The sequence below is a fragment of the Alteromonas sp. ABD4_190 genome (assembly GCF_056160105.1).
In genome coordinates this window covers 78595-105279 of the sequence record NZ_JBSWWN010000002.1, presented here as the reverse complement: position 1 = coordinate 105279, position 26685 = coordinate 78595, and the positions used below count along the sequence as shown (strand labels likewise).

Below are 26685 nucleotides of genomic sequence, written 5' to 3'. Positions count from 1 at the left end.
CTTTAAGACTGCGGCTGAAGTTTTTTTCGTTGTCAACATACTTAAGCGCTAAACAACTCAAACTGTTTAGGCTGTTTAAACTGAAGCTCGAAATTATTACTGTCGAGTAAATGGATATCAGGGAAGTAATCTCCCACGCTGATAAAGGGCTTCAACTTTTTAAGAGGTAGCCGCATTTTAGTAAGGTCAATCCAGTTGAGCTTTGTATTACGCCTTATGGATAAAATCTTTTGTACCGTTCGCGCACCAAGACCGGGAACGCGTAGCAGCATTTGTTTATCAGCTTTGTTTAAATCAATAGGAAATAGGTGACGGTTACGTAATGCCCATGAAAGCTTCGGGTCGTAGTCCATATCTAACATGTCGTCTTGCAAGATTTCATCTAGGCCAAAACCGTAAAAGCGTAAAAGCCAATCCGCTTGATACAGGCGGTGTTCTCGTATCAATGGCGCCGGTTTTAGCGGTAAAACTTCCGAAGCATCAGGAATAGGGGAAAATGCAGAGTAATACACGCGACGAAGTTTTTGATCGCTGTAGAGCTTTACGCTTGTACCTAAAATGGTTTTATCGTTTGACCCATCGGCACCTATAATCATTTGCGTAGACTGCCCGCCTGGGGCGAAACGGGGAGGGCGCTTACCCGAATATGTCTTGTCAACTTTATGTTCTGCAATTTTTTCTTTTAGCGTATTCATCGAGCCGTGAATATCGCCAAGGTCTTTTTCTGGTGCATACTTGTTTAGCGAAGACTGTGTAGGCATTTCCACATTAATACTAAGTCTGTCAGCATAAAGACCTGCTTCTGCTTGTAATTCTGGCGACGCATTCGGGATAGTTTTAAGGTGGATATATCCCTTAAATCCGTGATCAAGACGTAGCGACTTTGCAATACGTACCATGCTTTCCATAGTGATATCGGGCGAACCCACAATTCCAGAGCTTAAAAACAAACCTTCAATGTAATTGCGCTTATAAAAATTCAGGGTTAAATCTACCGTTTCTTTAACCGTAAAACGCGCCCGTTGAACATTGCTTGAAACCCTATTAATGCAATAATGACAATCATAAATACAGTAGTTTGTCATAAGGATCTTAAGCAGCGAAACACACCTTCCATCAGGTGTGAAGCTATGGCATATTCCCGAGCCACCAGTAAGCGAACCTATACCGGTCTTTTCGGTTTTTCCAGCTTGTCGTTTACCTGCTGAACCACTCGCGCAAGACGCGTCGTACTTGGCCGCATCGGAAAGAATTTCAAGTTTTTGTATCAGTCTGTCATACATCGCAGATTTAACTTTCCTATAAGTAATTACAGTCAAACAGCCTAGTAATTCTTTTAGAAACACGACTAAACGTGTTTTGTAATCTAGGCTGAGAGTGAAAGTGTTATAGCATGTATATATATACAGTGCAATTGCACGTGGTAATTGAAGGTGAAGATTTAATGTTGGCAGGATTGTCCCAATTCAGGATTGACGCCGGTGAGTGACGGCGAAGACTATCTCGCTGTTAACCGATTAAAATAAGCTAAAGCTAAAATCCTATAAATTTAGATAGTTCATCTCGAATGTTATCGTATTTTTCTTTGTAGGCCGCTTTTAGTGGCATGTCATCAATTAGCTTAAACAGTCGTTTACACTCGTTTATTAACTTTACTTCGGCCTTATCTTCTTGAATAGCTATTTGAAGTAGACACTGCAGCAAGTTGAGCGCTACGCCTGTATTAACCGGTGCAAAACCTTGAGCGAGAGCAAATGAGGCTTTGGCTCGTTCATAGTCTTGCTGCTGATAGTGTTGAATACCCTCACGATTAAACTGCTGATAGCTCGCAAGGCTTTTTTGCGCGCTGTGTGCCTGGACCTCCAGCATCTTTGAACTGTTCTGGTCGAGTTCATCATTTCTAGCGCTAAGAATGGCGTTGAGCGCTAACGCGTCGTCAAATTCACCGAGTTTGTACATAACGTTTATGCTATCTGGAATAAATACAGTGGGTACCTCTGAGTATTTATCATCAAGTTGCGTTTGCGACTGGTCAAGATGACGCTTCGCGTCAATAAGCTTCCCATCAATAGCGCTTATCCTTGCATTTACAATATTTCCAAAAATATCTACGTCGAAATCCCTGTCGATTTTATACAGGTGCTCATCGAATTTCCCTCGCTGCAATGTGAGTAACGCTTCTTGCTGATACTTATTGCGCTGGCTTTTGTCATCAGCTGACTCAGCAACATCGAGTAAGCTGCGTATCATTGTGCACCAATGTAAGCTTGCTTTATGCACAGTGCGTTTCGATAGGTTCCAAATTGCTTGGCTAGAGTTGGCCGCTAGCACTAAATCGTTATTTTCCCGGCCAATTTCACAAGCCTTAAAGTGGCGAGGTAAAGAGAAGGGCGATAGTTTAATAGCCTCTTTAATTGAATCTAGGGCTTTTTCACCTGCTTCCAAGGCGTGGTGCGCTTGCGCAAGAATATCATGAGCATCAGCATTGAAACGGTTGCGTTTTAACGTTTTCTTGGCAATGGATATCGCTTTTTCGTATTCATTTAACAGCAAATAGGTTCTACCTATCGCTACCTGTGCCCATAGTACAGGTCTACCTTCAATATACTCTTTTAGTACATCTAAAGCTTTTTGAGGTTGAGAGATGCGCCAATAGAGTTCAACTAGCAGTTGTTCGCAGTGTCCTTTGTAGTGCTGAGGGTTTTCTAACAGTGTCTCAATGTGATCTATGGCGCTATTGTATTCACCTTGCTCTATTAGGTTGAACGCTTGTTGAAGAAATTGTCGTTTTTGCCATGCACGAACAATACGAGATTTTAATTGTACTTGTGAGAAGGGCTTTATTAGAAAATCGTCTGGCCGCCGTTCAATACTGCCAAGCACTACCGGTCGAGCACTATCAGCACTGATAAGAATAAATACTGAGGTGGGGTTAATAAGCCTTCGCGTGCGCAACTCTTCTATCAGTTCATAGCCATTTTTGGTATCAGCCCCCAAGTGTAAGTCACAGATGACAATATCAAATTTATGTTTTTTACACAGCGATACTGCCTGTTCAGCCGAAGGCTTAGTAACAACATCAGACGCACCCATAGAATGCATTAGTCCTTTCAAAAGAAGAAGGAAAGGACGTTGGTCCTCAACAATCAATACTTGTTTGTTGCTAAATTGCATTTCGAATCCGTGAATAAACGCTTTATCATTATTTGAAAGTATATCTAACTTTAGAAAATAAGCTTAAGAAAAACATTATCTTGCCGACAACATACGTATACATAAACAGCACTGTGTACGTATGTCACCAGATTTGGCCTCAGCAAGTGAACAAACAACACTAGACCCCAGTATTTACTGGGAGCGAAGTGGTGTGCTCGCTCGTGCTTCATCACAGGGGGCATTGTTCTCGTTATACCTTGCAATGCAGCAGCATAGTGTAGCTGAACCGTTTGAAATTGAATCGGCCACGTCAGATGCTGACACTTCAAAAAGTATAGAAGCGCAACTTGCCGCATTAAATCACTACAGGCGTCCGTCGTTGTCCGTCAGTGAAAATGAGTGGACAGACATGCAAGTGCACTCAAATTTAGTCGCTATTGACTATGAAAGTGCACGCCTTTATCTGAGTATGAAGCCAGCGCCGTTAGCTCAAACTGATGACGCAAAACGCATTCCGGATGATGTTGTAAACAACTGCAGTCTAGCAACGCAGAAGCGATTAAAACGGCAATATGCCAAAGCCATAAAAGAAGATAATACGTTACTTTACGATATTATCTCTTCACAAGGCGACGATGATGACGGGAAATATGGGCAAGATATGCACCAAGCTACAACGCCAGACTTTTCTTCATTTGAAAATATCGCCTAGTTTTTAACGCTCAGTTTTGGTATATTCCGCGCCGCATTTTGCACTGGTCTTACGCTCCAATCAGCAAAGGTTAAAATATGTCTAAATATATTGTATGCGCAATGTATAAATTTGTTGCGCTTGAAAACTTTAAAGAAATCCGCCAGCCGCTTCTAGAAACTATGGAAGCAAATGGTATAAAAGGTACGCTTCTACTCGCTCACGAAGGCATTAACGGTACTGTTTCAGGTACCCGAGAAGGTATCGACGCATTGCTCGCTTATCTGAATAGCGATGAACGTATCAATCCTATCTCTTACAAAGAATCACTTCACGACGAACAGCCGTTCTATCGCACTAAGGTGAAACTTAAAAAAGAAATCGTGACCATGGGCGTTGAAGGTATCGACCCTCGCCAAACTGTGGGTACATACGTTAAGCCTAAAGACTGGAATGCACTAATAAGCGACCCAGATGTAACCGTAATTGACACCCGAAACGGTTACGAAATAGAAATTGGCACTTTCAAGAACGCCATCGACCCTAAAACCGACACGTTCCGCGAATTCCCAGAATACGTAGAAAAAGAACTCGACCCTTCAAAAAATAAAAAAGTGGCCATGTTCTGTACCGGCGGCATTCGCTGTGAAAAGTCGACAGCCTATTTGAAAGAGCAGGGGTTTGAAGAGGTTTATCACCTAGAAGGCGGAATTTTACAGTACCTTGAAGATGTGCCAAAAGAAGAGTCTATGTGGGAAGGCGACTGCTTTGTATTTGATAATCGCGTTGCGGTAAACCACGACCTTGAAAAGAGTCATTACGAACAGTGCTACGCGTGTCGACTTCCTATTACCGAAGAAGACAAACAAAGCGATAAATATGAGCCTGGCGTAAGCTGCCCACATTGCCATGGCACACATACTGACGAACAAATTGCCCGCTTTAGAGAACGTGAAAAGCAAGTTCAGCTAGCGAAAGAGCGTCAGCAGGAACACGTAGGTACTGAAGCGCGTTTGACCATGGAACAAAAGCGTAAGGAAAAAGCAGAAGCTCAACGTTTACGCGCACTTAAAGCAAAAGAAAATCAGGCGTAGACAGTCAGAAAGAAGGGCGTTACACTCGTGTTTATTGCAGTTGAAATAAGGAATGCGAGTGGACACTCAACTTTCAGAATCTAAAATTGAAGAAATTAGAAAGGACTTCAGCTTTTTCGATCGTGATGGCAATGGCCAAATCGATTTGCCAGAGTTCATCGAGCTTCTAACCGTAATTTCACCAAAGACTAAAGCTAGCCACGTACAAGAGGGCTTTAAGCTTATCGATAGCAACGACGATGGCTACATCGACTTTGAAGAGTTTTTAGCGTGGTGGCAAGAAGGGTGGTGGGAGTACTAAGGTTTACTTAGTCAAGCACATCATAGCTCAGTTTTGTCCACGCTCTGTTGAGTGTGTCGGAAAAGTCTATTGCTGCGCAAAAATAAATCGTTAAAACGGGGGCTTTGTAAAGCGCCCGTTTTTTTATGTTTAAGTTTTGCGCTGGTATGGGTGGGCAAAATTTAGGTTGATATGTTTTAGTTTTTGGATGGCTGCTTTGAGCGTTAAGCGGACATTGGATATTTTTGACTCGCGAGACCGCTTCGACAAGGAGCGGAAGTTAAGAAACCTTACAAATCAATGTGGGCCGTAACTTCTAAATGGATGAATCTGACCTCGCCCTCACTTCAGTTGTTTGCTAATAATTAAAAAGTTACCGGAGGTAAGCTCTACGAACTTTTACATAAACAACAACTCATAAACCTAGCGCGAATTAGAAACGGGAACATAAGCTAAATGGCACTAAAAGTAATGTTACTCTTTTGTTTGCTCTCTCCTGTGATAAAGGCAAAAGAAATACTCACATACGATATTAAATCTAATGACAATAACCTTCTTTTGAAGAGTGTAACCATTGACACCTCACATTTAGGTCATTTTGTCCTAAACCCTTCAAGGGCTATACCTTCTACCATTACTTCAGAAGTAAAATGTCATTTATCAAATCAGGTAAGTAAGATTGAGTTTGAAAAAGAAACAAAGTGTGACAGCGTTTCGTGGGACATTAGCTTCAAGCCCTTAGATATAAATGGAATAGATATTTCCTCTCAACAAAACGTCTATAGTTCAAGCGGTCATTGGATCTTATTTGAATGGGGAGATATCCATAGAATTAAAGGAATAGTGGAATCACAAGTGTGTATCAATGGAAAAAGCTGTTCTCCGATCCCAACCATGAACCAAGCCCCTTTGATAAAAGCTTGGGGGGGTAAGCCGATACTAATATCAAATCACCTATTTGAAGCCAATATATACGCCGATGATATTTTGCTAGATAGCAAAAAGAATGCAATTAACGAAAAAATGTCAAAGCTCATAACCTATCTAAGACCCATATTTAATACTCAAAATGGTCCTGTAAATTGGGATCTTAGTTTCGTTAATATTGATGAAAAATATAAAACTGTTGGAGGTGCTGCTGGGTATAATTCTTGGGTTGTCAATTACGTAACCAATAATGGCAAACTCAATGAACAGAGATTTGAACATACTGCACACTTAGTTGCTCACGAAACAATTCATACGTTAACTGATATACCTTTAAGTTTTTGGATTTCTGAAAGCCTTACCGAATATTACACCCATAAAGCCTTAAGACTCATAGAGCCGAAGTATGAATCGGCTATTGAAGAATTAATTCGAAAGCAAGATGCTCAAGGCGATTTATCGAAAAGAATAGGAGAGGTGGAGCCAAGTAACGAAAACCTTCTATTTTTTTACACTAAAGGCGCAGCATTTTGGCAGGCCATAGATGAGCAGTTAGCAAAGAACAACTCATCACTAGATGATTTGGTAGACACACTAGCTCACTATGAGAGCGATGAGCTTCTTCCTGAATCTTTCATCAAAAAGCTAGTTGGAATTATTGGGTCATTCGAAGCTCAAAAAATAATTAGAGAATACGTTCAAGAAAACTCTACACACAATCTGGATAGTTAGCCTATTAATAACGAATTTAATCGCTCATGTCTCAATATTTGAGTTTTACTCGTAGTGAGATATTACGAATTGAAGCAAATCTACTACTCTAAGAGCGATGTAAATTTTTGAGTTTGGCTCGGTGTACTGCTAGTTTTCGCACTATTAGAGACGGTCACGAGTTCAGCGGTGAAGTAGTAAGCCTGACAGTGTGTACTAAAATCTTGACGATGAAATGAACTAACGGCTCTACGTACACTTCAGCCACACAGAATGATTGGTTTCAAAAGAAAGAGCGGACGCGTATCGCCAAATTATGTTGATTAGCACGTGGGCTAAGCCCGAATGAAGTCGGTCAGGCCACGTGCATGAGTCCCAGCGAACATAGTGAGTCAATTGAGTTGTTAAACGAATAGCCAATTAATTCATAGATAGAAGGCTACGAGGCTTAAGCTCTAAATTACTTTCCAACCTTTCTATTTTTGAAAGAAGACCTTGATTAGCTTTGCTTGTTTGGTCAATTTGACTCTGAAGCTTATCTACTTTGAACTGAAGAGTATTATTAGCTCGATTTTGTTGATATAGGATGAACGACTGCAAGCTAATTACAGTAGTGAAAGCAATTATTGATAAAGCTATCTTTGTACGACTTTTCATGGAACTTCCTTATTTCAAAAGAGTTTTACGACTACTAGTGATTATCTAGTTTGTCACTTATCAGTATAACAAATTAACAATGCGCAATTTGCGCGTTTTTTACTAAGCTACCACTCGTTACAGTATATACTGCCATTGTTATCGAGTTTGTGAAAGCCTAGGCAACCAATGGCAGCAAGAAACTAAGGCGAATAAATGCTAGGACACAAATGCGTAATTGGGTCGCTCGCTTTATATTAGGCAAATGAAAGGTTGGAATACGTACTCTTCGCCCGTTCAATTACAAATATTTGAACGGCAGCTTTTGGCACAAATCGGAAGTTTATATCCTAACCCTTAAAGGTCTGGTGTTTGTCTATAACAGAGCTTTAATCCTTAAGAGGCGGGCGTATATATTGGACGAAGGTAGAAAAGTACGCCAGCTAGTAAGAGTTACCAGTCTGAGCTGTATTTTATATTAGCTTTTGCTGCCTCGACTTCCAGTGGTGCTTGGTCGTAGCCGTACTCAGCCATATCGAAGAAATGTTGGGTAACAACTTCGTCTAAGCTAGCTTTTTCAATTTGTAACACGTGAACCAGCTCATGGGCTAATTTTGGCCTGTTAAGTACAAAGTCTTTACGCGCGTAAATTGAATAACCAAAGACTTGTGCGTTGTTAATGATACCTTCGCCGACAAGCTCAACTGATTCACCAAATACTTTCAAAGCAAAGTTTTCATAAGGGAATGGCACTTCATCCAAATAGACGATTCTTACTTTTTCAGGGTATTTGATGCCTATTTCAGCTGCTAGAGCCAACTCTTGTTCATTTAGCGGTTTACCTATTTCAAGCCCTTTCTGATCAGTTTCATGCGCCCATTCGATGTATTGAGGCAATAAGACACTCGCAATTATTTTTTCATAAAAAAGTATGGAAATAATGAGTACAGCAATGAGTAATATTGGAACGAGTTTTAGTGCTCTCATGTTTATAAAATCCATTTTAAAGATAGGCTTAAGAAGCTTTAAAGGTAATTAGAGTAACGAATAACGCTAGAGGATATCCTCTCGCTATATATGCAAATTAAAGCATGTGTTACGAAGCTATGATAGAGAAAGTATGTAAGAGAGCGTATGTAAGAAAGTGTTCGTTAGGAATAAATGAAGCGATGACCGCCGCTATTAACGCTAGTCTGTGATAATTAGCGGCGGATTAGTATTAACTATTTAACGTGTTTTACTCGTCGTCCTGCAGTGTATTCCTTGGTTTGCGTTTAACTGGAACCATTCCGATATCTTCACCCAACATGGTGTCAACGCGCTTTTTCACATTTGTTTTAACAGGTTTCGCTACACGCTTTTTGCCATTTTGCGCATTAGCTTTTTTCGACACTTTTTTCTTTGGTTTGAAACCCTTGAACGAGGCTGTAAACTCGTCGTGCGGTGAGCACTCTAACGCATATTGAAGGTGATTCTTAAGCCCTTCAAAACTGTTCCAGTCACGTGGGCCAATTAACGAGAAAGCTTCGCCTTTTTGCCCAGCACGACCTGTGCGTCCAATACGGTGAATATACTCATCGGCGTTTTTCGGTAGGTCGAAGTTAACTACCAAGCCAACTTTTGACAGGTCTAGACCACGGGAGGCGAGGTCGGTAGTAACTAAAACACTGTGCTGTCCACGAGCAAACGCACTCATTACAGCTGCGCGTTGGCTTTGTAGCATATCGCCACGGAGCGCAATAGCTTCTAAGTTCTGTTCGTTAAGCAAAGCTGCAATTCTATCGGTATCTTCACGGGTGGCGGTAAATACGATAGCTTGGTTGTAGGTACGATTGGCCAGCTCAAACTGCAAAATTTGATCTTTGTTATCAACGTTGTCTGCAAAGAAGCACTTCTGCTCAATATCGCCATGCTCTGCCGTTGAGTCTCCTACCGCTACTCGCACAGCGCCTTGGGTCAACTGCGTTGTCATATGCTTAAGCTCAATATTATCGAGCGTGGCAGAAAACAGCATAGTTTGACGCTTTCTGTGATCAGCATAGTCGTTGATCATTTTAAGCTGAGCAGAAAAGCCTAGATCTAACATGCGGTCGGCTTCATCAAAGATCAGCAGCTCTAAACCATTCAAATACACACTTTTATCTAATAGGTGATCAGCTACACGGCCCGCTGTGCCTACAATAATGTGGGGATTACGGCGAAGTGCTTTAACTTGGTCGTTGTAGTTTTCACCGCCCACAACAAGTAAGCAAGTAAGGTTTAAACCTGTACACATTGACTTGGCTTCAATGAAAACTTGTTTAGCAAGTTCACGGGTAGGCGCAAGAATAAGTGCACGAGGGTCTTGTCTACTTAACGCTTTTTGCGACATTAGCCTATTTATAGCAGGTACTAAAAAGGCGAAAGTTTTACCTGACCCTGTTTTTGAAGACGCAATAATATCCTTACCTTGAATCGCGGGAAGCATAGTACGCTCTTGAATTTCGGTTAGCGTCGAAATGTTTTTCGTTTCGAGCTTTGAAATAATTTTATGATGGACAGGTAAATCAGTAACTAGCAAGAAAGGTGAGCCTCTTTAAAAATAACGTTCATACGCATTATCCCTTAATGCACAGTGTATTAAAAGGCTTATTGCGTTAGCCGCTATAAACTCGGGTGTATGGCACTGATAACGAACAAACAATGCCTGTAATCCTATAATAGAGGAGCTCGTTAGTCTTAAAATGGACGAATTATGGTGTTGCCTTACAAGTCGCGCTTACCTTGAACACACAATGTGTTACTTGGTAAGCGCGGGCCATTTAAACGTAAATGTATAATGTTGAATGTAAGTGTGTCGTATGTGCTTGCTGAAGTTACTAAAACTGCATCTCTGCCACGTTCTCAGGTACAACAAGCTTGCCAGCGGTTTTCTCTTTGATTTCATCTACGCTAACGCCTGGTGCGCGCTCCTGAAGAACAAAGGCGCCGTCCTCTACGCTCAGCACTGCTAAGTCGGTGATTATACGTGTAATGCAGTTCACACCGGTTAACGGTAATGTACATTCGCTTAGTAACTTAGGGTTACCGCGTTTATCAGTATGGGTCATGGTAACAATTATGTTTTTTGCGCCAGCAACAAGGTCCATAGCGCCGCCCATGCCTTTGACCAGTTTGCCCGGTATCATCCACGAGGCAATATTGCCCGATACATCAACTTCAAACGCACCAAGCACAGTAAAATCCACATGTCCGCCACGGATCATGGCAAAGCTCTCTGCACTATTGAATATCGATGCCCCGGTTATAGCTGTCACCGTCTCTTTACCTGCGTTTATCATGTCGGCGTCGACTTCACTTTCAGTAGGGTAACGGCCCATACCTAAAAGACCGTTTTCCGACTGCAGCATAACGCTGATATCATCAGGGACATAATTAGCCGCAAGGGTAGGGATACCTATGCCTAAATTCACGTAATCGCCATCTTTGAATTCTTGGGCTACGCGCATTGCAATCTGTTCTCTACTAAGCATTATACGGTCTCCTTACTAACTACACGGCGTTCTATACGTTTCTCAAATGACCCTTTAATAACGCGGTTTACATAAATTCCAGGGGTGTGGATCTCGCTAGGGTTTAGCTCGCCAGGCTCTACAATTTCTTCTGCTTCTACAACAGTGATCTTGCCGGCGGTTGCCGCCATAGGGTTAAAGTTCTGTGCGGTGTGGCGATAAACACAATTACCGTAGGTATCTGCTTTCCACGCCTTTACAATTGCAAAGTCGCCAGTAATGGCGTGCTCAAGAATATAAGGGCGTCCATCAAACTCTTTAACTTCTTTCCCTTCGCCGACCGGCGTGCCATAACCTGTGGCAGTATAGAACGCGGGGATTCCTGCGCCACCAGCTCGCATTTTTTCAGCTAACGTGCCTTGTGGTGTAAGTTCAACTTCTAACTCGCCGTTGAGCAATTGCTTTTCAAACAGCGCATTTTCACCCACATAGGAAGACACCATCTTTGCGATTTGTTTATCTTCAAGTAAAAGACCTAACCCAAAACCATCCACACCACAATTGTTAGACACTACCGTAAGGCCTGACACTCCCAACGTCTTAATTTGACTAATTAGGCCTTCTGGAATTCCACAAAGGCCGAAGCCTCCAGCAATAATCGTCATCCCGTCTTCAAGGCCTTTCATGGCTTCATCGTATGAGGAAACAACTTTGTTAAACCCTGCCATTTTTTACCTCCAATGCTTTTGTTAAAAATAAGTATCAGCATTGTTGCAGGATATGTAAAATCGAATTAATCTTTCAATTAATAGATATTATTTATTAATAAGCCGTTAAGGTGCGTGTTTATGGATGTCTCATATCGTCAAGTAAAGGCGTTTGTAGAAGTGGCAAAGTCCTCGACGTTTGCTGAAGCTGCGGTGAATCTGCACTTAACCCAGCCCGCTTTGTCTTCTGCGATAAAAAAAATGGAAGAGCAATTAGGCGGTAAGCTGTTCCAGCGTAATACACGGAATGTCAGTTTAACACCTGAAGGAGAGGTGCTTTTTCCAAACGCTCTGCGATTGCTACACGACTGGGATAATACATTCTCAGACATGCAAAACCTATTTGCTATGGCTAAAGGCCAACTCACTGTATGTGCTATGCCGTCGTTTGCCGAGTCACATTTGCCCAATATATTATCGATGTTTCATCAGCGCATACCTAACGTAAACCTAAGAATAGTAGACGTTGTTATGGAACAGGTTATTCACGAAGTAACTACCGGGCGCAGTGAAATAGGCTTTTCTTTCGAGCCGGAACGAAAAGACGGCTTGGTGTTTTCCAGCCTTTTTACCGATGAATTTGTTGTGGTAGGAAGTAAAGCGTTATTGCCTAACATGGGAGAAGCACTTAATTGGAAAGATTGTCTTCAGTTTCCCTTAGTAATGATGAACCGAGGGTCGGCGGTACGTCACTGGACGCAGTCTAAGCTTCAGCAGTACGGCGAGTTAAATATTATTGCAGAAACCGGTCAGCTATCTACCCTTGGAAAGCTTATACAAAATGGCTTAGGCATATCTATTATGCCTGCTATTTGTAAAGATCAAATGGAGGGGCTTGGTCTTGTAGCACAAAGTATTACTGATGAACCTTTAGTGAAAAACATAGGAATAATCAAAAACGCAAGAAAGGGCTTGTCGTTACCGGCTCAGTCTATGTGGGACTTGGTTATTGCGCATTATGCTCAAACGACATAATACGCAACGTAATTGATGAGAGTAGGGACTACCACTTCTTTTTCGGTGCAAATAACTCGTCCAACTCGTCCCGCTCTTCTTCCTGCTTTTTAGCGCGATCTTGTTCATTCACACTCTTAAGATTACTTTGAATATCGTTTAGCCACTCGTTTAGTGTGGAAAGCTTAGATGCAGAGTATTCATCCTGCGGGTTTTGGTTCTCAAGCGCTGTCTTGGCTTTTTCGAAATATTGCCTTGCGGAGCCAAACATATTAGTTTGTAGAGCAGCGCGACCCCGTTTAATAAGGGTTTCAACGTTTACTTTTAATTGCAAACGCTCTAGCTGTTTATCTTCATCCATAAACACTTTTGAATCGATTTGCCCTTTGCTATGTTCAGAGCGGAGTATAATGCGAAGTTTTTTTACTGCTTGGATGTACTGAATTATCATTTTATCGTTGTCAGGCAACGAAAATTCAGAAGAGCTGGTCGACTTGTCTGACAGTGCGGCTGAGGTTGCTTGCTCGCTACTCGCTATCCTTTGTTTTAATTCTGAGGTGCTAGATAATTCATTCATGGTTTTGAGCGCATGAAGAATTCGGTTGTGAAGAATCCCCATTAAGCGCGAAGAAACAGGCATGTTTAGACTGGCAGACAAAATGTTCTCGGTTTCGTCGACAATAGTGCGCTGCTTAGCAAGCTCGGTGCGACGCTCTGCCTCTTGTTTTTGACGATGCTGTTGAATTGCATTTATGAAAATAGCGGCAATGAGCAAAACAACAATCAAAATAATAATAATCACGTACATGCGTGTGTTTCCGTCTGTTTTTATATCTTATAACGTCAGTTTTATTAACCGCGAGCGTTACTTTTTGAATTATCTATTGTTATCGGACAATCTTACGGTATTTTTACTTCAAATACACTCCCGCCTAAACTTCCCCCATTAGAAAGGCTTATTGTTCCCTTTCTGTCGCCTTGAGAATGCGCGCTTGCAATGAGTTTAGCAAAAAACAGCCCTAGCCCCGTCCTTCCTTGACTTAATTCAAAGTCACATAGCGCGTCGTGGCTTTTAGACAACATTGCTTCGGGGTATCCACTCCCATCATCTTCAACCCTTAAAGTCATAAACTCATCTTCATCAATACGGGCTGAAACAAGTATCTTCGACGTGCCATAGCGCATTGCATTTATAATCACATCGTTTAAGAGCAAATAAATTAGCTCACTGTCTAAATACCAACTGAGGTCCTCTTCAGCATCGACAGTAATTTCGATATTTTTCTGAGAGACGTAGAGTGCGTTGGAGCCGACAACATCCTCAACTAAATCTTTGACAAAACTTTCATCAACAGTAATAGGCAGGCTTTCTAATTCTGCTCGATATAAAGAGAGTATCTGTACAAGATTCGTGTTTAGCCTTGATGCTTCATAATGGACACTTGCTACTTGTTCTCTTGCTTCAGTGTTTTGCGGTGAAAGCGAATCGCTTAATGTTTCAATAGATTGAATTAAAAGAAATAGTGAATTCTTCATATCGTGTACAGCAGCAGCCAATACAGATGAAAAATCGATTGAAGATGTAACTTGTTTTCTACTGCTCATTATCTATTAAACGCCGTGCGACTTTTTAACCCTAAACATACTGTAGAAGAGATTTGAAAATGAAGGGCAAATTACGCGTAAATTTGTAAAAAAATGAATTAAATTCAACTTTATAATGCTAATTTTGTAATAGCAACTAGTAAAAAACCGTAGTTTTGGTTATAACGGAGGGAGTAAAGTGTCAGTCGATCCCATAATACGGTGTAAAATATGAAGCTACAGCAACTACGGTATATCGTAGAAGTTCTCAATAATAATTTGAATGTGTCTGCAACGGCAGAAAGTTTGTATACCTCACAGCCAGGTATTAGCAAGCAAGTGCGTATGCTAGAGGACGAATTAGGCGTTCAAATTTTTGGCCGTAGCGGTAAGCACCTTACTCACGTAACAGACGCGGGTAATGATGTTATCAACATTGCTCGCGAGATTCTTGCTAAAGTGGAAAGCATTAAAGCCGTCGCAAGAGAACATACACTTCCCGACCAAGGCAAGCTGAATATAGCTACCACCCACACTCAGGCACGCTATGCGTTACCAGACGTGATCCAAGGTTTTATGACAAAGTACCCCAAGGTGTCATTACACATGCATCAAGGTACGCCTTCTCAAATTAGTGACCTAGCCGCCAAGGGTGAAGCTGACTTCGCTATCGCTACTGAAGCGCTTCACTTGTACAACGATTTAGTTATGTTGCCTTGTTATCATTGGAATCGAAGCGTCATTGTAAATAAAGACCATCCACTTTCCAAAAAAGGCACGATAGATATCTCAGATATTGCAAAGTATCCGTTAGTGACATATGTGTTTGGGTTTACAGGGCGCTCGGAATTAGATCAGGCTTTCGAAAGAGCAGGGTTAACACCAAAAATTGTTTTCACGGCTACAGATGCCGACGTGATTAAAACTTACGTGCGCTTAGGGGTAGGTATTGGTGTGATAGCCTCAATGGCCGTGAGCGAAGAATTAGACGATGACTTAGTAAAAATAGACGCAAGCCACTTGTTTGATTACAGCACGACAAAGATTGGCTTTAGAAAAGGGTCATTCCTTAGAAGTTACATGTACGACTTCATTGAACGTTTCGCGCCTCACCTTACTAAAGACAAAGTCGAAAAAGCCATGATGCTTAAAAATAATGAAGAAGTTGAAAAAATGTTCAAAGGCGTAACGTTACCAGTAAAGTGACGGCGTGAAAAACGAGCATAAATGAAAAAGGGGCTGTCGCCCCTTTTTTGTTTTCAATCTATGTTGACGGTGGGCTTACGATTAACACTCGATGATATTTACCGCGAGACCGCCTCTGGCTGTTTCTTTATATTTAGTTTTCATATCATTACCCGTGTCTCGCATGGTTTTAATCACCTTGTCTAACGACACTTTTTGCTCACCGGTGCCTCGAAGCGCAAGGCGAGAAGCATTTATTGCTTTTATTGCACCCATGGCGTTACGCTCAATACATGGAACTTGCACCAGGCCACCTACAGGATCACAGGTTAATCCAAGGTTGTGTTCCATGCCGATTTCTGCAGCATTTTCTACGGATGCCGCTGTCCCGCCCATTATCTCGGCAAGGGCGCCTGCAGCCATTGAGCATGCAACACCCACTTCTCCTTGGCAACCTACTTCAGCGCCAGAGATAGATGCGTTCTCTTTGTAAAGTATGCCAATGGCTCCAGCGGTGAGAAGAAAGCGGTTTGCTACTTCTTCATCAACAGGTCGAATAAATTTATCTACGTATTGAAGTACGGCGGGGATAATACCAGCGGCACCGTTTGTAGGCGCGGTTACAACACGCCCTCCCGCAGCATTTTCTTCGTTTACTGCCAAAGCAAAAAGGTTCACCCAATCCATAGTTTGCATAGGATCGTTCGTATGCTCGGTTTGAAGGCGACGATAAAGCCCAGGTGCGCGACGTACTACCTTTAAGCCACCAGGCAGTATGCCTTCGCTCTCAATACCGCGTTGGATACAAGCCTTCATCACTAGCCAAATATGATGTAACTGCTGTTTTACTTCATGTTTCGGCCTAAAAGTCGTTTCGTTACGAAGCATTAAAGAGCTAATACTTAAACCGTTGTTCTTACACAGCGTAAGTAATTCTTCAGCGGTTTTAAAAGGGAAGGGCACCGAAGCTTGAAGGCTGGCGGCATGCGCTTTAGTTGCGTCAAAATCTTCGTCTTTGATAATAAAGCCGCCACCGATGCTGTAATAGGTTTGCTCTTTAACCAGCTCATCTTTTGAGTAAGCGTAAAACGTCAGTGCATTAGCATGTTTGGGCAGTGTCTTACGGCGATGAAATACAATCGCATTTTTATTCGGGAAGTGGACCTGCTTCTGGCCATTGAGACAAAGTAGTTCGGAATTACGAATATCCTCGAGTTTGCTGTCAATAGTATCAACATCCACTAAGTCGGGAATTTCGCCTAACAAACCTAGGATGACAGCTTTCCCGGTACCGTGTCCGATGCCAGTTTGACCTAGTGACCCAAATAGCTCAACTTTTACGCTATCAACTGAATCGAAAAGCGCAGTATCTTGTGCAAGTTCAGAAACGAACTCGGCACCTGCTTTCATCGGTCCTACTGTGTGCGAACTTGATGGGCCAATACCCACACTGAACATATCGAATACACTGATCATAAATATTCATTAATTAAAACTAAGTAATATTAAGATCATGCATCTACTACGTTAAAAGCTCAATACAGAAATGCTAATAGTGAGATTAGTTTTGCTAATAGGCTGTAAAGTTTAATTTATAGCGCTTTAGATAAAGGCGCCTAACTTTCGCTATCAGGGGTGAATATGGTGCGAAAGGTTTCGGAGCATAGCAGCTGTTGCGCCCCAAATCATACGGTGCTGCCAAGGAATAAAGTATATAGGAAAAGTTTTGTTATTTCGGTGAGTATTATGGACCAGGTGGTTCTTTCTATCTAACACATGAGCAAGCGGGACTTCGAAAGCGCTCTCTACTTCATTTTTATCGATAACAGGTGTGAAGTCTGGGTTTACAAAGCCCACAACAGGGGCTATTTCATAGCCACTGATTGTTCTATATTTTGGCAGCATGCCAATAACATCTACGTGAGTAGACGGAAGGCCAACTTCTTCTTCTGCTTCGCGAAGCGCAGCGGCAAAAAAAGAATTGTCGGTTTCATCCACCGCTCCACCCGGAAAGCTGATTTGGCCGGGGTGATGTTTCAGATGATGTGCACGTTCAGTTAGCAATAGCTGTAGCGAACTTCCATAATCTATCAAAGGAATTAACACCGCCGCAGGCCGCCCCGTTTTCTTTAGAGGAAAGTCAGGCTCAGTGTGAGTCAGCCTTAAGTGATGAAATTGTGATAGAAATTCGCTTTTCTTCATAGATACTTATTATTTATAAGTCACAATCCAACGCAAGTTACAAACTAGGGCAGGTCAAAAGCCAGATATTAAGCTTGCCGTTAGAGCGCATAAAACTGTTCTGTTACTGATTCATCATTGCTAGCACTGGCAGTATTTTTGATACCTTATCAAGTGTTTCCTGATATTCTTCACTTGGTACAGAATCTAGCACGATACCACCGCCTGCCCAGCAATGTAATCTATTATTCTCAGCTAACACCGTGCGTATACAGATACTTGAATCCATATCTTCTCGGTACCCCATATAAAACACGCTGCCACAATATATATGGCGACGATGGGGTTCTAGTTCATCTATCACTTCCATAGCGCGTATCTTAGGTGCACCGGTAATTGAACCGCCTGGGAACGCAGATGCTAAAAGCGCCAAAGGCGACGACGCGTCGTTTAATTCGCCTGTTACGGTACTAACTAGGTGGTGCACGGCTTCATAACTTTCAAGTGCAAAGAGTGAGGGGACTTTTACTGTGTGGGGCTTGCAGTGTTTTGAAACATCGTTACGAAGCAGGTCCACAATCATAAGGTTTTCGGCACGATCCTTTTCGGCGTTAAGCAAACGCTGTGCACTGGCTTTATCTTTTTCAATATCGTCAAAGCGAGGGCGAGTGCCCTTAATGGGCTTAGTTTCTACAACCTTGTTTTTCACACGTAAAAAACGTTCAGGTGAAATAGACGCTATACAGCCTTGTGGAAGGTTGTAATAGGCAGAAAAGGGCGCTTGATTCTGATTACGTAACTCGCAATATGCCTGCCACATGCTTCCTTCAAACTCCGCACTAAATCGCTGTGCCATATTTACCTGATAGCAGTCGCCTGCACGAAGGTAAGCGTTGATTTTACCTAAACATGTTTCGTAGGCGTCTTTCGATAGATTAGATTCAAAGGACGATGTGAGCTTAAAATCCTTAGATGTTGCTACTTGCTTTAACGACTTGAATACTTGCGACATCGAACGATTATCTGCGCTGCAAAAGTAGATATATCCGGTATGAGTGTCTTCAATAAGTGAGTTCTGATACAAGCCAACAGTGAAATCAGGTGTAATGTAGTCGTTTTGAGCCATACTGGGTAATGTTTCATAAAATCGACCTGTGTCATATCCAGCCATTCCCGCTACACCAACAATGAAAGGTAAGTGGGTAGTGTCAAAAGTAGCCTTTACTTCTATAGATTCTACTTTGGCATGCAAATGCGCTCGAACCGCTTCGAAAGGCCGCATGTTAAGACGCTGGCGTGAAGAGGTGTGTAAATCGATTAGTTCTGTTTGTTCACCTTTCGCCTCAATAACAGCGGTAGGTGAAAAGGCCATTATATTAAATCGGCCATCGCTCTTAGAAGAGCCTGAAGTATCGAATAAAATAGCGTAGGGCTGTGCAGATATTTGTTCAAATAATCTATTGAAAACTGCAGTGTTATTGCAGTCTAGCGCAAATTCGTTGGCTAACTCCTGTTGAGTAAAACGGGTGACATGAACAATGATAGTATCTGCGTGTGGCATAGGTTTTTCTGTACTTCTTTTCATCTAGGCCGTCGAGTGCTTTAAAGCAGAAAAGAGCGACCTTCAATTTGTAACTGACACTTGCGAGCAAGCGTTTTTCTTGTCGCTATTACAACGCTTTCTAATGCGTATAACTAATATAGCGCGTAAAAATATCTGGAATTAGCCCCAAGCACATGGTTTTGCATGGTGCGATGTCTTGAGATGCGCTAGTATACGCTTTTTTAGCTAGCTAAGACCACGAAAGCCAAATAAAAAGAGGATGTCATGACCGTTATCCGTCAACAAGACTTCATTGACAGCATTGAAGATGCCCTGCAGTTTATTTCTTACTATCACCCACTCGACTATGTAAAGGCCGTAGAAGAAGCGTACAACAAAGAGAAGAGCCAAGCCGCGAAAGATGCAATGGCCCAAATTCTTATTAACTCGCGTATGTCGGCCGAAGGAAAGCGCCCATTGTGTCAAGACACTGGGATTGTAACCTGCTTCGTTAAAGTGGGTATGGGCGTAACATGGGACAAAACTGACATGACCGTTCAAGAAATGGTCGATGAAGGTACACGCCGCGCTTATCTCAATCCTGACAACCCGCTTCGTGCATCTATCGTCGCTGACCCAGCCGGCGCGCGTAAAAACACGAAAGATAACACGCCATCTGTTGTTCACATCGACATGGTTGTGGGTGAAAAGATTGAAGTTATGATCGCAGCAAAAGGTGGCGGTTCAGAGAATAAATCTAAAATGGTAATGCTAAACCCAAGCGATGATATTGCTGATTGGGTTGTTAAAACACTGCCTACAATGGGGGCGGGATGGTGTCCTCCTGGTATGTTGGGTATAGGCATTGGCGGTACCGCTGAAAAAGCTGCAGTACTTGCTAAAGAAAGCCTTATGGACCCAGTAGATATTCAAGAGCTTATTGAACGTGGCCCTCAAACTACTGACGAAAAACTACGCTTAGAAATTTTTGACCGAGTTAACAAATTAGGTATCGGCGCACAGGGCTTAGGCGGTTTGACGACCGTTGTTGACGTAAAAATTAAGTCTCTGCCTACACATGCTGCATCTAAACCAGTGGCTATGATCCCTAACTGTGCCGCTACACGTCACGCACACTTTTACTTAGATGGTTCAGGTCCAGCAGAACTAACGCCGCCGAAGCTTGAAGATTGGCCAGAAGTAACGTGGGAAGTGAGTGAAAACACCCGCCGCGTAAACCTTGATGAAGTGACCAAAGAAGACATTCAAGAGTGGAAAGTAGGCGAAACCGTACTACTATCGGGTAAAATGCTAACAGGTCGTGATGCCGCACATAAACGCATTCAAACCATGATGGAAAATGGTGAAGGCCTTCCAGAAGGTGTTGACCTAACCAATCGCTTTATCTATTACGTGGGTCCGGTTGACGCTGTAGGTGACGAAGTAGTGGGTCCGGCTGGCCCTACCACAGCGACGCGTATGGATAAGTTCACAGACATGATGCTTGAACAAACAGGTCTTATCGGCATGATTGGGAAAGCAGAGCGTGGCCCAGCAACGGTTGACTCCATTGCAAAACACAAAGCTGTGTATCTTATGGCCGTAGGCGGAGCAGCTTATCTGGTATCGAAAGCGATTAAGAATTCACGCGTTGTGGCATTTGAAGATTTAGGTATGGAAGCAATTTACGAGTTTGACGTAGAAGACATGCCGGTAACCGTTGCTGTAGACAGCACGGGTGCCAATGCACATAAGAATGGCCCAGCTATTTGGAAAGCTAAAATAGAAGAGCTTGACGAGTCTCTTTCTAAATAGTCAGTGACACTGTCGCTTTTAAATTAACGTTAGCAAACACAAAGATCGCCACATAGTGGGTTTGTTTGGGTTACCAAAACTTATTTAAATGCTTCAATCTATTCGATAAACGGGCGTGTCCACGCCCGTTTTTTAATACCGATATACAGAACATAACTCGTGTAAAAGACCACCACGAAGCAGAGACATGCCGTTTATATCTTTGTAAGTTGGTATATTTTCCTTATTTTGTTTATAGTGCTGTACAAAATAACAGTATGAATGCGCACTATGATTACCAACCTTATCTCAAGCGAACCCATCGCTTTCTTAATTGCTTTTATTAGTGTTTGTCTATTAGCTCTCTATTCTTTCATCCGCAGCCAAAATATCTCGGCGAAGCTTTTTCAATCTTCACAGCATTGTGACAAGTTGCAAAATGAATTGAGCAGCGAGAGGGTGGCTAACGCAAAACTTCAGGCACAAAACGAGGCTCACCAGGCCAGAATTCAAGCGCTGCATACGGCACATGAAGATAAATTAGCTGCTATGAATGCATCTGAACAACGGCTGCAAACTCAGTTTGAGAACTTAGCAAACCGTATTTTTGAAGAGAAACAGCAGCGCTACACCCAACAAACCAAACACAACATTGAGGCTGTGCTGGCACCGTTCAAAAATGAATTAGATGGCTTCAAACGCCAAATTTCAGAGCAGCATATACGCGAAGGCCAGGAGCGAGCGTCACTTAAGACAGAAATATTAGGCTTAAAAGCTTTAAATCAAAAAATAACAGAAGAAGCAGCTGCACTCACCAGTGCACTTAAAGGTGATAATAAAAAACAAGGAAACTGGGGCGAGGTAGTTCTGGAGCGTATTTTGAAAGAGTCGGGTTTACGCGAAGGGCATGAATTTGAAACTCAAATGTCTGCGACATCAGATCAGGGCAAGCGTTTCCAACCAGACGTCGTCGTTCATTTGCCCAACGATAAAGATGTAATTATTGACTCAAAAGTAAGTCTTGCCGCCTATGAGCGTTATTACAATTGCGACAATGAAACCGAGAAGGCGCAATATTTAAGTCAACATGTAGCATCCATAAAAGGCCATATTAAGGGCCTTGGCGCAAAAGACTATCAAACCTTACAAGGCATCAAAACACTGGATTACGTTTTGCTGTTTATCCCCATAGAGCCAGCATTTCTTATCGCAGTTGAAGAAGAGCCCGAATTAGTCACCATGGCGCTAAATCACAACATCATGTTGGTAAGCCCTACAAATTTACTGGTTGCATTAAGAACCATTAACAATATTTGGCAATATGAATACCAAAATCAAAATGCCCAGCTAATTGCGGACCAAGCGGCAAAGCTTTACGACAAGTTTGTTGGCTTTGTCGTTGACATGGAAAAGGTAGGAAAGTCTATGGATAGCGCTCACGCAAGTTATGAGCAAGCCATGAATAAATTAACTAGCGGGCGAGGGAATATCGTTAGGCAAATTGAGAAATTTCGTGAGCTAGGGGTTCAACCAAGTAAACGGATGTCTCAGCACTTACAGCAACTTTCTAACGACGATTAAAAAAGGCCGCGATTGCGGCCTTTTTTGCTTATGACGAGAACGTTATGAACGTTTCATACGTCTACGTAGGTAAACTGCAGGTGCTAGTAGCAGTGCAATCCAACCCATAGAGCCACCAGACTTATCGTTAACATTAATAGTTACGCTGTCTGTTGTTGTATCGATACCGTCAGTTGCTGTTACCTGAACCGTTACACGATTAGCTTGCTCGTGGCTTGGTGCCGTGCCAGTAAACGACGTAGTTTCAACACCGTCAATAGTGATGGTAACGTCGTCGCCGTCTGCGTCAGTGGCTGATGCAGTTACAGTGAACGACTCACCTTCATCTACGCTGGATGGTGCAGAGATTGAAAGTACAGGTGCATCTTGCACGCCTGCAACTGCAACCATTACCGTACCTTCGCCAATGATGTCGCCTTCAACAACTTCACCTGCGTCGGTAGTGGTGCCCTCAACCTGAACTGTATAGGTAAATGAGTCTTCACCGAAGAAGTCTGCATTTGGCGTGTAGGTTACCGTACCATCATCGTTAACCATCACTGTACCGTTCGCTGCTTCAGTAGTGACTGTAACAGTTGACGGGTCAAGTGGGGCTTTATCGATAGTAATAGGCGTAAACGTACGGAAGTCTCCTGAAAGCGATTCCATAGTAAACGTGTTAATGATGGTGCTATCCATTTCATTAGCAAGAATGTTGGCCGTTACCGACGCATCTTCGTTAACTGAGAGCATATCGTCCATATACTCGCTTGAAGGAACTACAGTACCTGCGTAACTGATTGTTACTTCATCGCCTGCATTAGCCGTTAGTACGAACTCATCACCTTCAACTGGAAGCGTGCCCTGAAGGCCTGCTGACGTTAGTGAGGCAAGGGTAGTACCAACACTACCAGATGAATTCTCTGCACCAACAACAGTTGCATACACTGGCGTGTCCATTGGACCGTAAACAAAGTTCACGTTACCTGTTTCGTACTCAAACCATAGCTGGAAGTTAAAGCTTGTACCGTCTTCATTCCAAATCTGAGCATTTTCCCACTCAACAACGAAGTGACCGGTTGTCAGGCTTACCGCATAAATACTACCCGTACCAGCACCACCGCCAGCTAAATCCAAGTCGGTCCAATATGGAGCAACAACGTTATTCGGCTCACTTAAACTAGGAAGTACTTCTGCAAACGGAGTAGTAATGTTTCCTGAACTTGTGCCTAGTGAAACAAAACCATTCGAAGAAATCTGCATGGTAGTGTACTCAGCACCTAGATAGGTGATAGTACGCGGTAAGCTAATTTCGATAGACGCATCATCACACGCACCAGAACACACAAGCGGCTCAACGCCTATTGAAGCCATAGGAACGTATCTACCTAAGCCGAAGCCTTCAAGTAGGTCGCCAATTGTGGTGTCTGCATTCATTGAGAATGACGCAGTATTAAGCGCACCTTCCCAATATACCGTGCCTGATTCAGCGTCGTAGCTTACAGGTTCTTGGTTACCGTTTTTAACAGCAGAAATCGTTGACGGGTTGATGTCGTATTTGTGATCAATTTCACCAGAAATACTAATCATACCAGTAACGTCAGTGTTAGTAGCAAATGCTTCAGTAACGACTAGTTCACCTTCAGCTGCGAATTGATTACTTACGTCACTATCAAATAGAGAAGGCTCATCGCTGCTAATTGGATAAACCGCTACAGGGATAAAGTAATCCGTCGTAGTATCGTCTGTATCTGCCCAGTTGATGCCACCGAAAGACCATGAGCCTGTAGAGGCTGTAGTAACGTCTACTGCAACCATAATCTCAGCTGAAGCACCTGCTGCTAGGGTAGCCATTTGTGGTGTAACGGTTGCTACAATTGCAGGGTCGTTAAACATTGCCGTTGCATCAACAGTCACATCTTCGTCGCTTGTATTTGTTACCGTTATAGACATTTCACAATTCAGATAACAGTTACCATCTACTAGGCTTAAGTCGCTATAAGTAAGTTCAACACTAGTAGCACGAGGAAGATCTAGACGACCTGCACCCATGTCAAAGTTGTCTGCTTGAGTAGCTGCATCTTCTTTAAGTACATCACGGATAGAAGAAGTTACAAGGGCACTCTTAATTTGTTGTGCAGTCCAATCTGGGTGCATTTGTTTAAGTAGAGCCGCTGCGCCAGCTACGTGTGGAGACGCCATTGACGTACCACCTTTAAACGAGAAGTTCTCACCTTCATGATTAGGAGCATCTGGAGATTCACCAGAGAAAATTCTCACACCCGGTGCAGCAATGTTCGGCTTAAGGAAAGTAGGATCGCCGTTTGGACCACGTGAGCTAAAGTCAGCCATAATATCTGCTAAGCTTTCAGAAACGACGCGAACTACTTCAGCACCAATGGTAATGTTTACCGCTTCCTCGGTACCTGATACTAGGGTTGCTAACTCTTGACCCGGCGTTGCAGGTACCATGAATGAAGGAACTGTCTGATCTGGGCTAAGACCGCCCATTAAGATAGGAGCTTCGCCGCGACCATCAACGTTATGAATTACAACCGCAACCGCACCTGCAGCTTCAGCATTTTCAATTTTTGTTACGAATCCACATGTACCACGGCTGATAAGTGCAATAGCACCGTCAAACGCACCGGCAGCAAACTCTTCACAGCCTTCAACGTTTGCCTCTGCAACTTCACCAGCATAAACAACAGGTGCAGTTAAAGCCGTATCAAAAACGATATCAGGGTTACCAACAGAGTAGAGCGCAGGGATAGTACCGATTGAAGTGTCACCTTCAATTGTCAACTCGTTAGCAAATAAGCGATCTGTTGTTGTCGCAGCTACAGTAATAACGTCTTCAGAACAACCAGGGCAACCTATAGTTCCCTCACCCGGACCATCGTTACCCGCTGCAAATACGGTTACTACGCCAGCATCGTGCATGGCTTCAAGTACATCTTCGTATACAGAACCGTTAGGGTTACCGCCAGCGCCGCCGCCCCAAGAGTTATTAACAACATCAGCGCCGTCTGTTAGCGCTGCTTCCAGCATAGAAAGCAACATTGAAGAAGCACCGCTAGAAGAAGCAGGGTTTGCCGGTGTGGCATAAAGGCCTTTATAAGCCATAAGATACGCCGCAGGAGCAACACCTGAAATTTCCGCTTCAGCACCATCACGTTCAGCCATAACGCCAAAGTTACCAACGGCAGTACCAGCAACGTGCGTACCGTGACCGTTAAAACCTAGCGGGCTTTCATATTCTTCTTCAACAACAGCAAAACCTTCTACGATGTCGGCTGCACGTGCCACGATTAGTTTGTTGTTACAGAAGTCAGGGTCTTCTGAACAGTAATCGTCAGTAGGTAGCGTATCAGCAGCAGGCGCTTCGAAATTCTCACCGCTAAACAGTGGGTTTTCTGGGCGGATACCACTATCGATGATGGCCACTTTAACACCAGCACCAGCACTTTCTTTACCGCCAAATTGCTCCCAAGTCTCAACTGCACCGATCAGGTCGAGACTAGCATCCATTTGTGCGTGATGGATAACGTCAGGGTATACCGCCTTCACTGTTGAAAGGCTAGATAACTTATCTAATGCACTCTTAGAAACGATACCTGCAAAACCGTTAAATGCTGCAGTATAAGAAAGATCTGCTTTAAAAGACTTGTCAAAAGCTTTGATCGATTGAATAACAGATTGCTGTTGTGCCTCTAGGAATGATTTATATTCCTTCGCTGCATTAGATTCAAAGTTAACCTTTTGTCCCTTGTGCGCAGCCATGCTGCTAACACTGGGGTTTACTCCGCTGAACTGCGCCATCGGCGCATCGTTTAGCTGAATGATTACACGAACACTATCGCTGTTTACCTGGATAGCATTAGCAAGTATGTTTTTCTTGTCGAATGAGGCCTCGATTGCGTTTTGTTGTTCAACGCTGTGGCCGGAGATTTGATTTGTTAGTGCGAACGCGCCAAATGCAGAGCCTGCAAGTGCGGTTGCGACTACCGTACTGATAATTGTTTTTTTCATAATTATTCTCGTGTGAATAGTTCCCTGGGTCTGACGATCTATGTAACGCTCTAAAGGTCACTTGCCTTTTTAATATCCATTGATCGTCATGACACATTA

At 42.9% G+C, this 26685-nt stretch carries 21 protein-coding genes; 8 read left to right on the top strand and 13 right to left on the bottom strand.

Annotation, left to right across the window (positions count from 1 at the left end; all coding sequences use genetic code 11):
* Positions 1–41: 41 nt before the first annotated feature.
* Positions 42–1283, bottom strand: a complete 1242-nt coding sequence (locus tag ACXAFM_RS18035; protein ID WP_474835661.1) for a putative DNA modification/repair radical SAM protein — start codon at positions 1281–1283, stop codon at positions 42–44.
* A gap of 250 nt (positions 1284–1533) precedes the next feature.
* Positions 1534–3174: a response regulator gene (locus ACXAFM_RS18030; protein ID WP_474835660.1), complete on the bottom strand. Its 1641-nt coding sequence runs from the start codon at positions 3172–3174 to the stop codon at positions 1534–1536.
* Between the two features lie 121 nt (positions 3175–3295).
* Between ACXAFM_RS18030 and ACXAFM_RS18025 the strand changes: the two genes are divergently transcribed.
* The 4 genes from ACXAFM_RS18025 (at position 3296) to ACXAFM_RS18010 (ending at position 6880) form a co-directional block, all read left to right on the top strand.
* Positions 3296–3868, top strand: coding sequence for a VC2046/SO_2500 family protein (locus ACXAFM_RS18025; protein WP_474835659.1), 573 nt, complete (start codon positions 3296–3298; stop codon positions 3866–3868).
* 77 nt (positions 3869–3945) lie between these two features.
* Entirely contained in the window at positions 3946–4941 is a 996-nt protein-coding gene (gene trhO, locus ACXAFM_RS18020) for an oxygen-dependent tRNA uridine(34) hydroxylase TrhO (protein WP_474835657.1), read from the top strand.
* Between the two features lie 58 nt (positions 4942–4999).
* On the top strand, positions 5000–5242 hold the full coding sequence (locus ACXAFM_RS18015) for an EF-hand domain-containing protein (RefSeq protein WP_474835655.1): 243 nt from the start codon (positions 5000–5002) through the stop codon (positions 5240–5242).
* 435 nt (positions 5243–5677) lie between these two features.
* Positions 5678–6880, top strand: coding sequence for a hypothetical protein (locus tag ACXAFM_RS18010; protein ID WP_474835654.1), 1203 nt, complete (start codon positions 5678–5680; stop codon positions 6878–6880).
* Between the two features lie 399 nt (positions 6881–7279).
* Here the strand turns inward: ACXAFM_RS18010 and ACXAFM_RS18005 are convergent, their stop codons facing one another.
* The 5 genes from ACXAFM_RS18005 to ACXAFM_RS17985 form a co-directional block, all read right to left on the bottom strand.
* Complete coding sequence (locus ACXAFM_RS18005; protein WP_283626937.1) at positions 7280–7516, bottom strand: hypothetical protein; 237 nt, start codon at positions 7514–7516, stop codon at positions 7280–7282.
* A 432-nt stretch (positions 7517–7948) separates the two neighbouring features.
* The gene (locus ACXAFM_RS18000; protein WP_474835652.1) at positions 7949–8482 is read right to left on the bottom strand and encodes a hypothetical protein; all 534 of its coding nucleotides are present in this window, start codon (positions 8480–8482) and stop codon (positions 7949–7951) included.
* Positions 8483–8732: 250 nt separating this feature from the next.
* Positions 8733–10055 (bottom strand): DEAD/DEAH box helicase, encoded by a 1323-nt coding sequence (locus tag ACXAFM_RS17995; RefSeq protein ID WP_474835651.1) that lies wholly within the window; start codon positions 10053–10055, stop codon positions 8733–8735.
* A gap of 298 nt (positions 10056–10353) precedes the next feature.
* Positions 10354–11007: a CoA transferase subunit B gene (locus tag ACXAFM_RS17990; protein WP_474835649.1), complete on the bottom strand. Its 654-nt coding sequence runs from the start codon at positions 11005–11007 to the stop codon at positions 10354–10356.
* Positions 11007–11714 (bottom strand): CoA transferase subunit A, encoded by a 708-nt coding sequence (locus ACXAFM_RS17985; protein WP_474835647.1) that lies wholly within the window; start codon positions 11712–11714, stop codon positions 11007–11009. Before ACXAFM_RS17985 ends, ACXAFM_RS17990 begins: the two co-directional genes overlap by 1 nt.
* 120 nt (positions 11715–11834) lie before the next feature.
* On the opposite strand from ACXAFM_RS17985, the gene ACXAFM_RS17980 reads away from it, so the two are divergent.
* The gene (locus ACXAFM_RS17980; RefSeq protein ID WP_474835645.1) at positions 11835–12728 is read left to right on the top strand and encodes a LysR family transcriptional regulator; all 894 of its coding nucleotides are present in this window, start codon (positions 11835–11837) and stop codon (positions 12726–12728) included.
* A gap of 28 nt (positions 12729–12756) precedes the next feature.
* Here ACXAFM_RS17980 and ACXAFM_RS17975 read toward each other — a convergent pair whose 3' ends face one another.
* Together ACXAFM_RS17975 and ACXAFM_RS17970 are read right to left on the bottom strand one after the other, a co-directional pair.
* Positions 12757–13515 (bottom strand): hypothetical protein, encoded by a 759-nt coding sequence (locus tag ACXAFM_RS17975; protein WP_474835643.1) that lies wholly within the window; start codon positions 13513–13515, stop codon positions 12757–12759.
* Between the two features lie 92 nt (positions 13516–13607).
* On the bottom strand, positions 13608–14312 hold the full coding sequence (locus ACXAFM_RS17970; RefSeq protein ID WP_474835641.1) for a sensor histidine kinase: 705 nt from the start codon (positions 14310–14312) through the stop codon (positions 13608–13610).
* Between the two features lie 210 nt (positions 14313–14522).
* On the opposite strand from ACXAFM_RS17970, the gene cysB reads away from it, so the two are divergent.
* The gene (cysB, locus tag ACXAFM_RS17965; RefSeq protein ID WP_118494818.1) at positions 14523–15497 is read left to right on the top strand and encodes an HTH-type transcriptional regulator CysB; all 975 of its coding nucleotides are present in this window, start codon (positions 14523–14525) and stop codon (positions 15495–15497) included.
* A gap of 81 nt (positions 15498–15578) precedes the next feature.
* On the opposite strand, the gene ACXAFM_RS17960 is transcribed toward cysB, so the two are convergent.
* The 3 genes from ACXAFM_RS17960 to pabB all read right to left on the bottom strand — a co-directional run bounded on the left by ACXAFM_RS17960 (position 15579) and on the right by pabB (position 19218).
* Positions 15579–16952, bottom strand: coding sequence for an L-serine ammonia-lyase (locus ACXAFM_RS17960; protein ID WP_474835640.1), 1374 nt, complete (start codon positions 16950–16952; stop codon positions 15579–15581).
* A gap of 153 nt (positions 16953–17105) precedes the next feature.
* Positions 17106–17678, bottom strand: coding sequence for a CoA pyrophosphatase (locus tag ACXAFM_RS17955; RefSeq protein ID WP_474835639.1), 573 nt, complete (start codon positions 17676–17678; stop codon positions 17106–17108).
* Between the two features lie 103 nt (positions 17679–17781).
* Positions 17782–19218: an aminodeoxychorismate synthase component I gene (gene pabB, locus ACXAFM_RS17950; protein WP_474835853.1), complete on the bottom strand. Its 1437-nt coding sequence runs from the start codon at positions 19216–19218 to the stop codon at positions 17782–17784.
* A gap of 267 nt (positions 19219–19485) precedes the next feature.
* Between pabB and ACXAFM_RS17945 the strand changes: the two genes are divergently transcribed.
* Both ACXAFM_RS17945 and rmuC read left to right on the top strand, forming a co-directional pair.
* Positions 19486–21015 (top strand): fumarate hydratase, encoded by a 1530-nt coding sequence (locus ACXAFM_RS17945; RefSeq protein WP_474835638.1) that lies wholly within the window; start codon positions 19486–19488, stop codon positions 21013–21015.
* A gap of 270 nt (positions 21016–21285) precedes the next feature.
* A complete protein-coding gene (gene rmuC / locus ACXAFM_RS17940) occupies positions 21286–22575 on the top strand; it encodes a DNA recombination protein RmuC (protein WP_474835852.1) in 1290 nt (429 codons plus the stop codon).
* A gap of 42 nt (positions 22576–22617) precedes the next feature.
* On the opposite strand, the gene ACXAFM_RS17935 is transcribed toward rmuC, so the two are convergent.
* Entirely contained in the window at positions 22618–26586 is a 3969-nt protein-coding gene (locus tag ACXAFM_RS17935) for a S8 family serine peptidase (RefSeq protein ID WP_474835637.1), read from the bottom strand.
* Between the last annotated feature and the right edge of the window lie 99 nt (positions 26587–26685).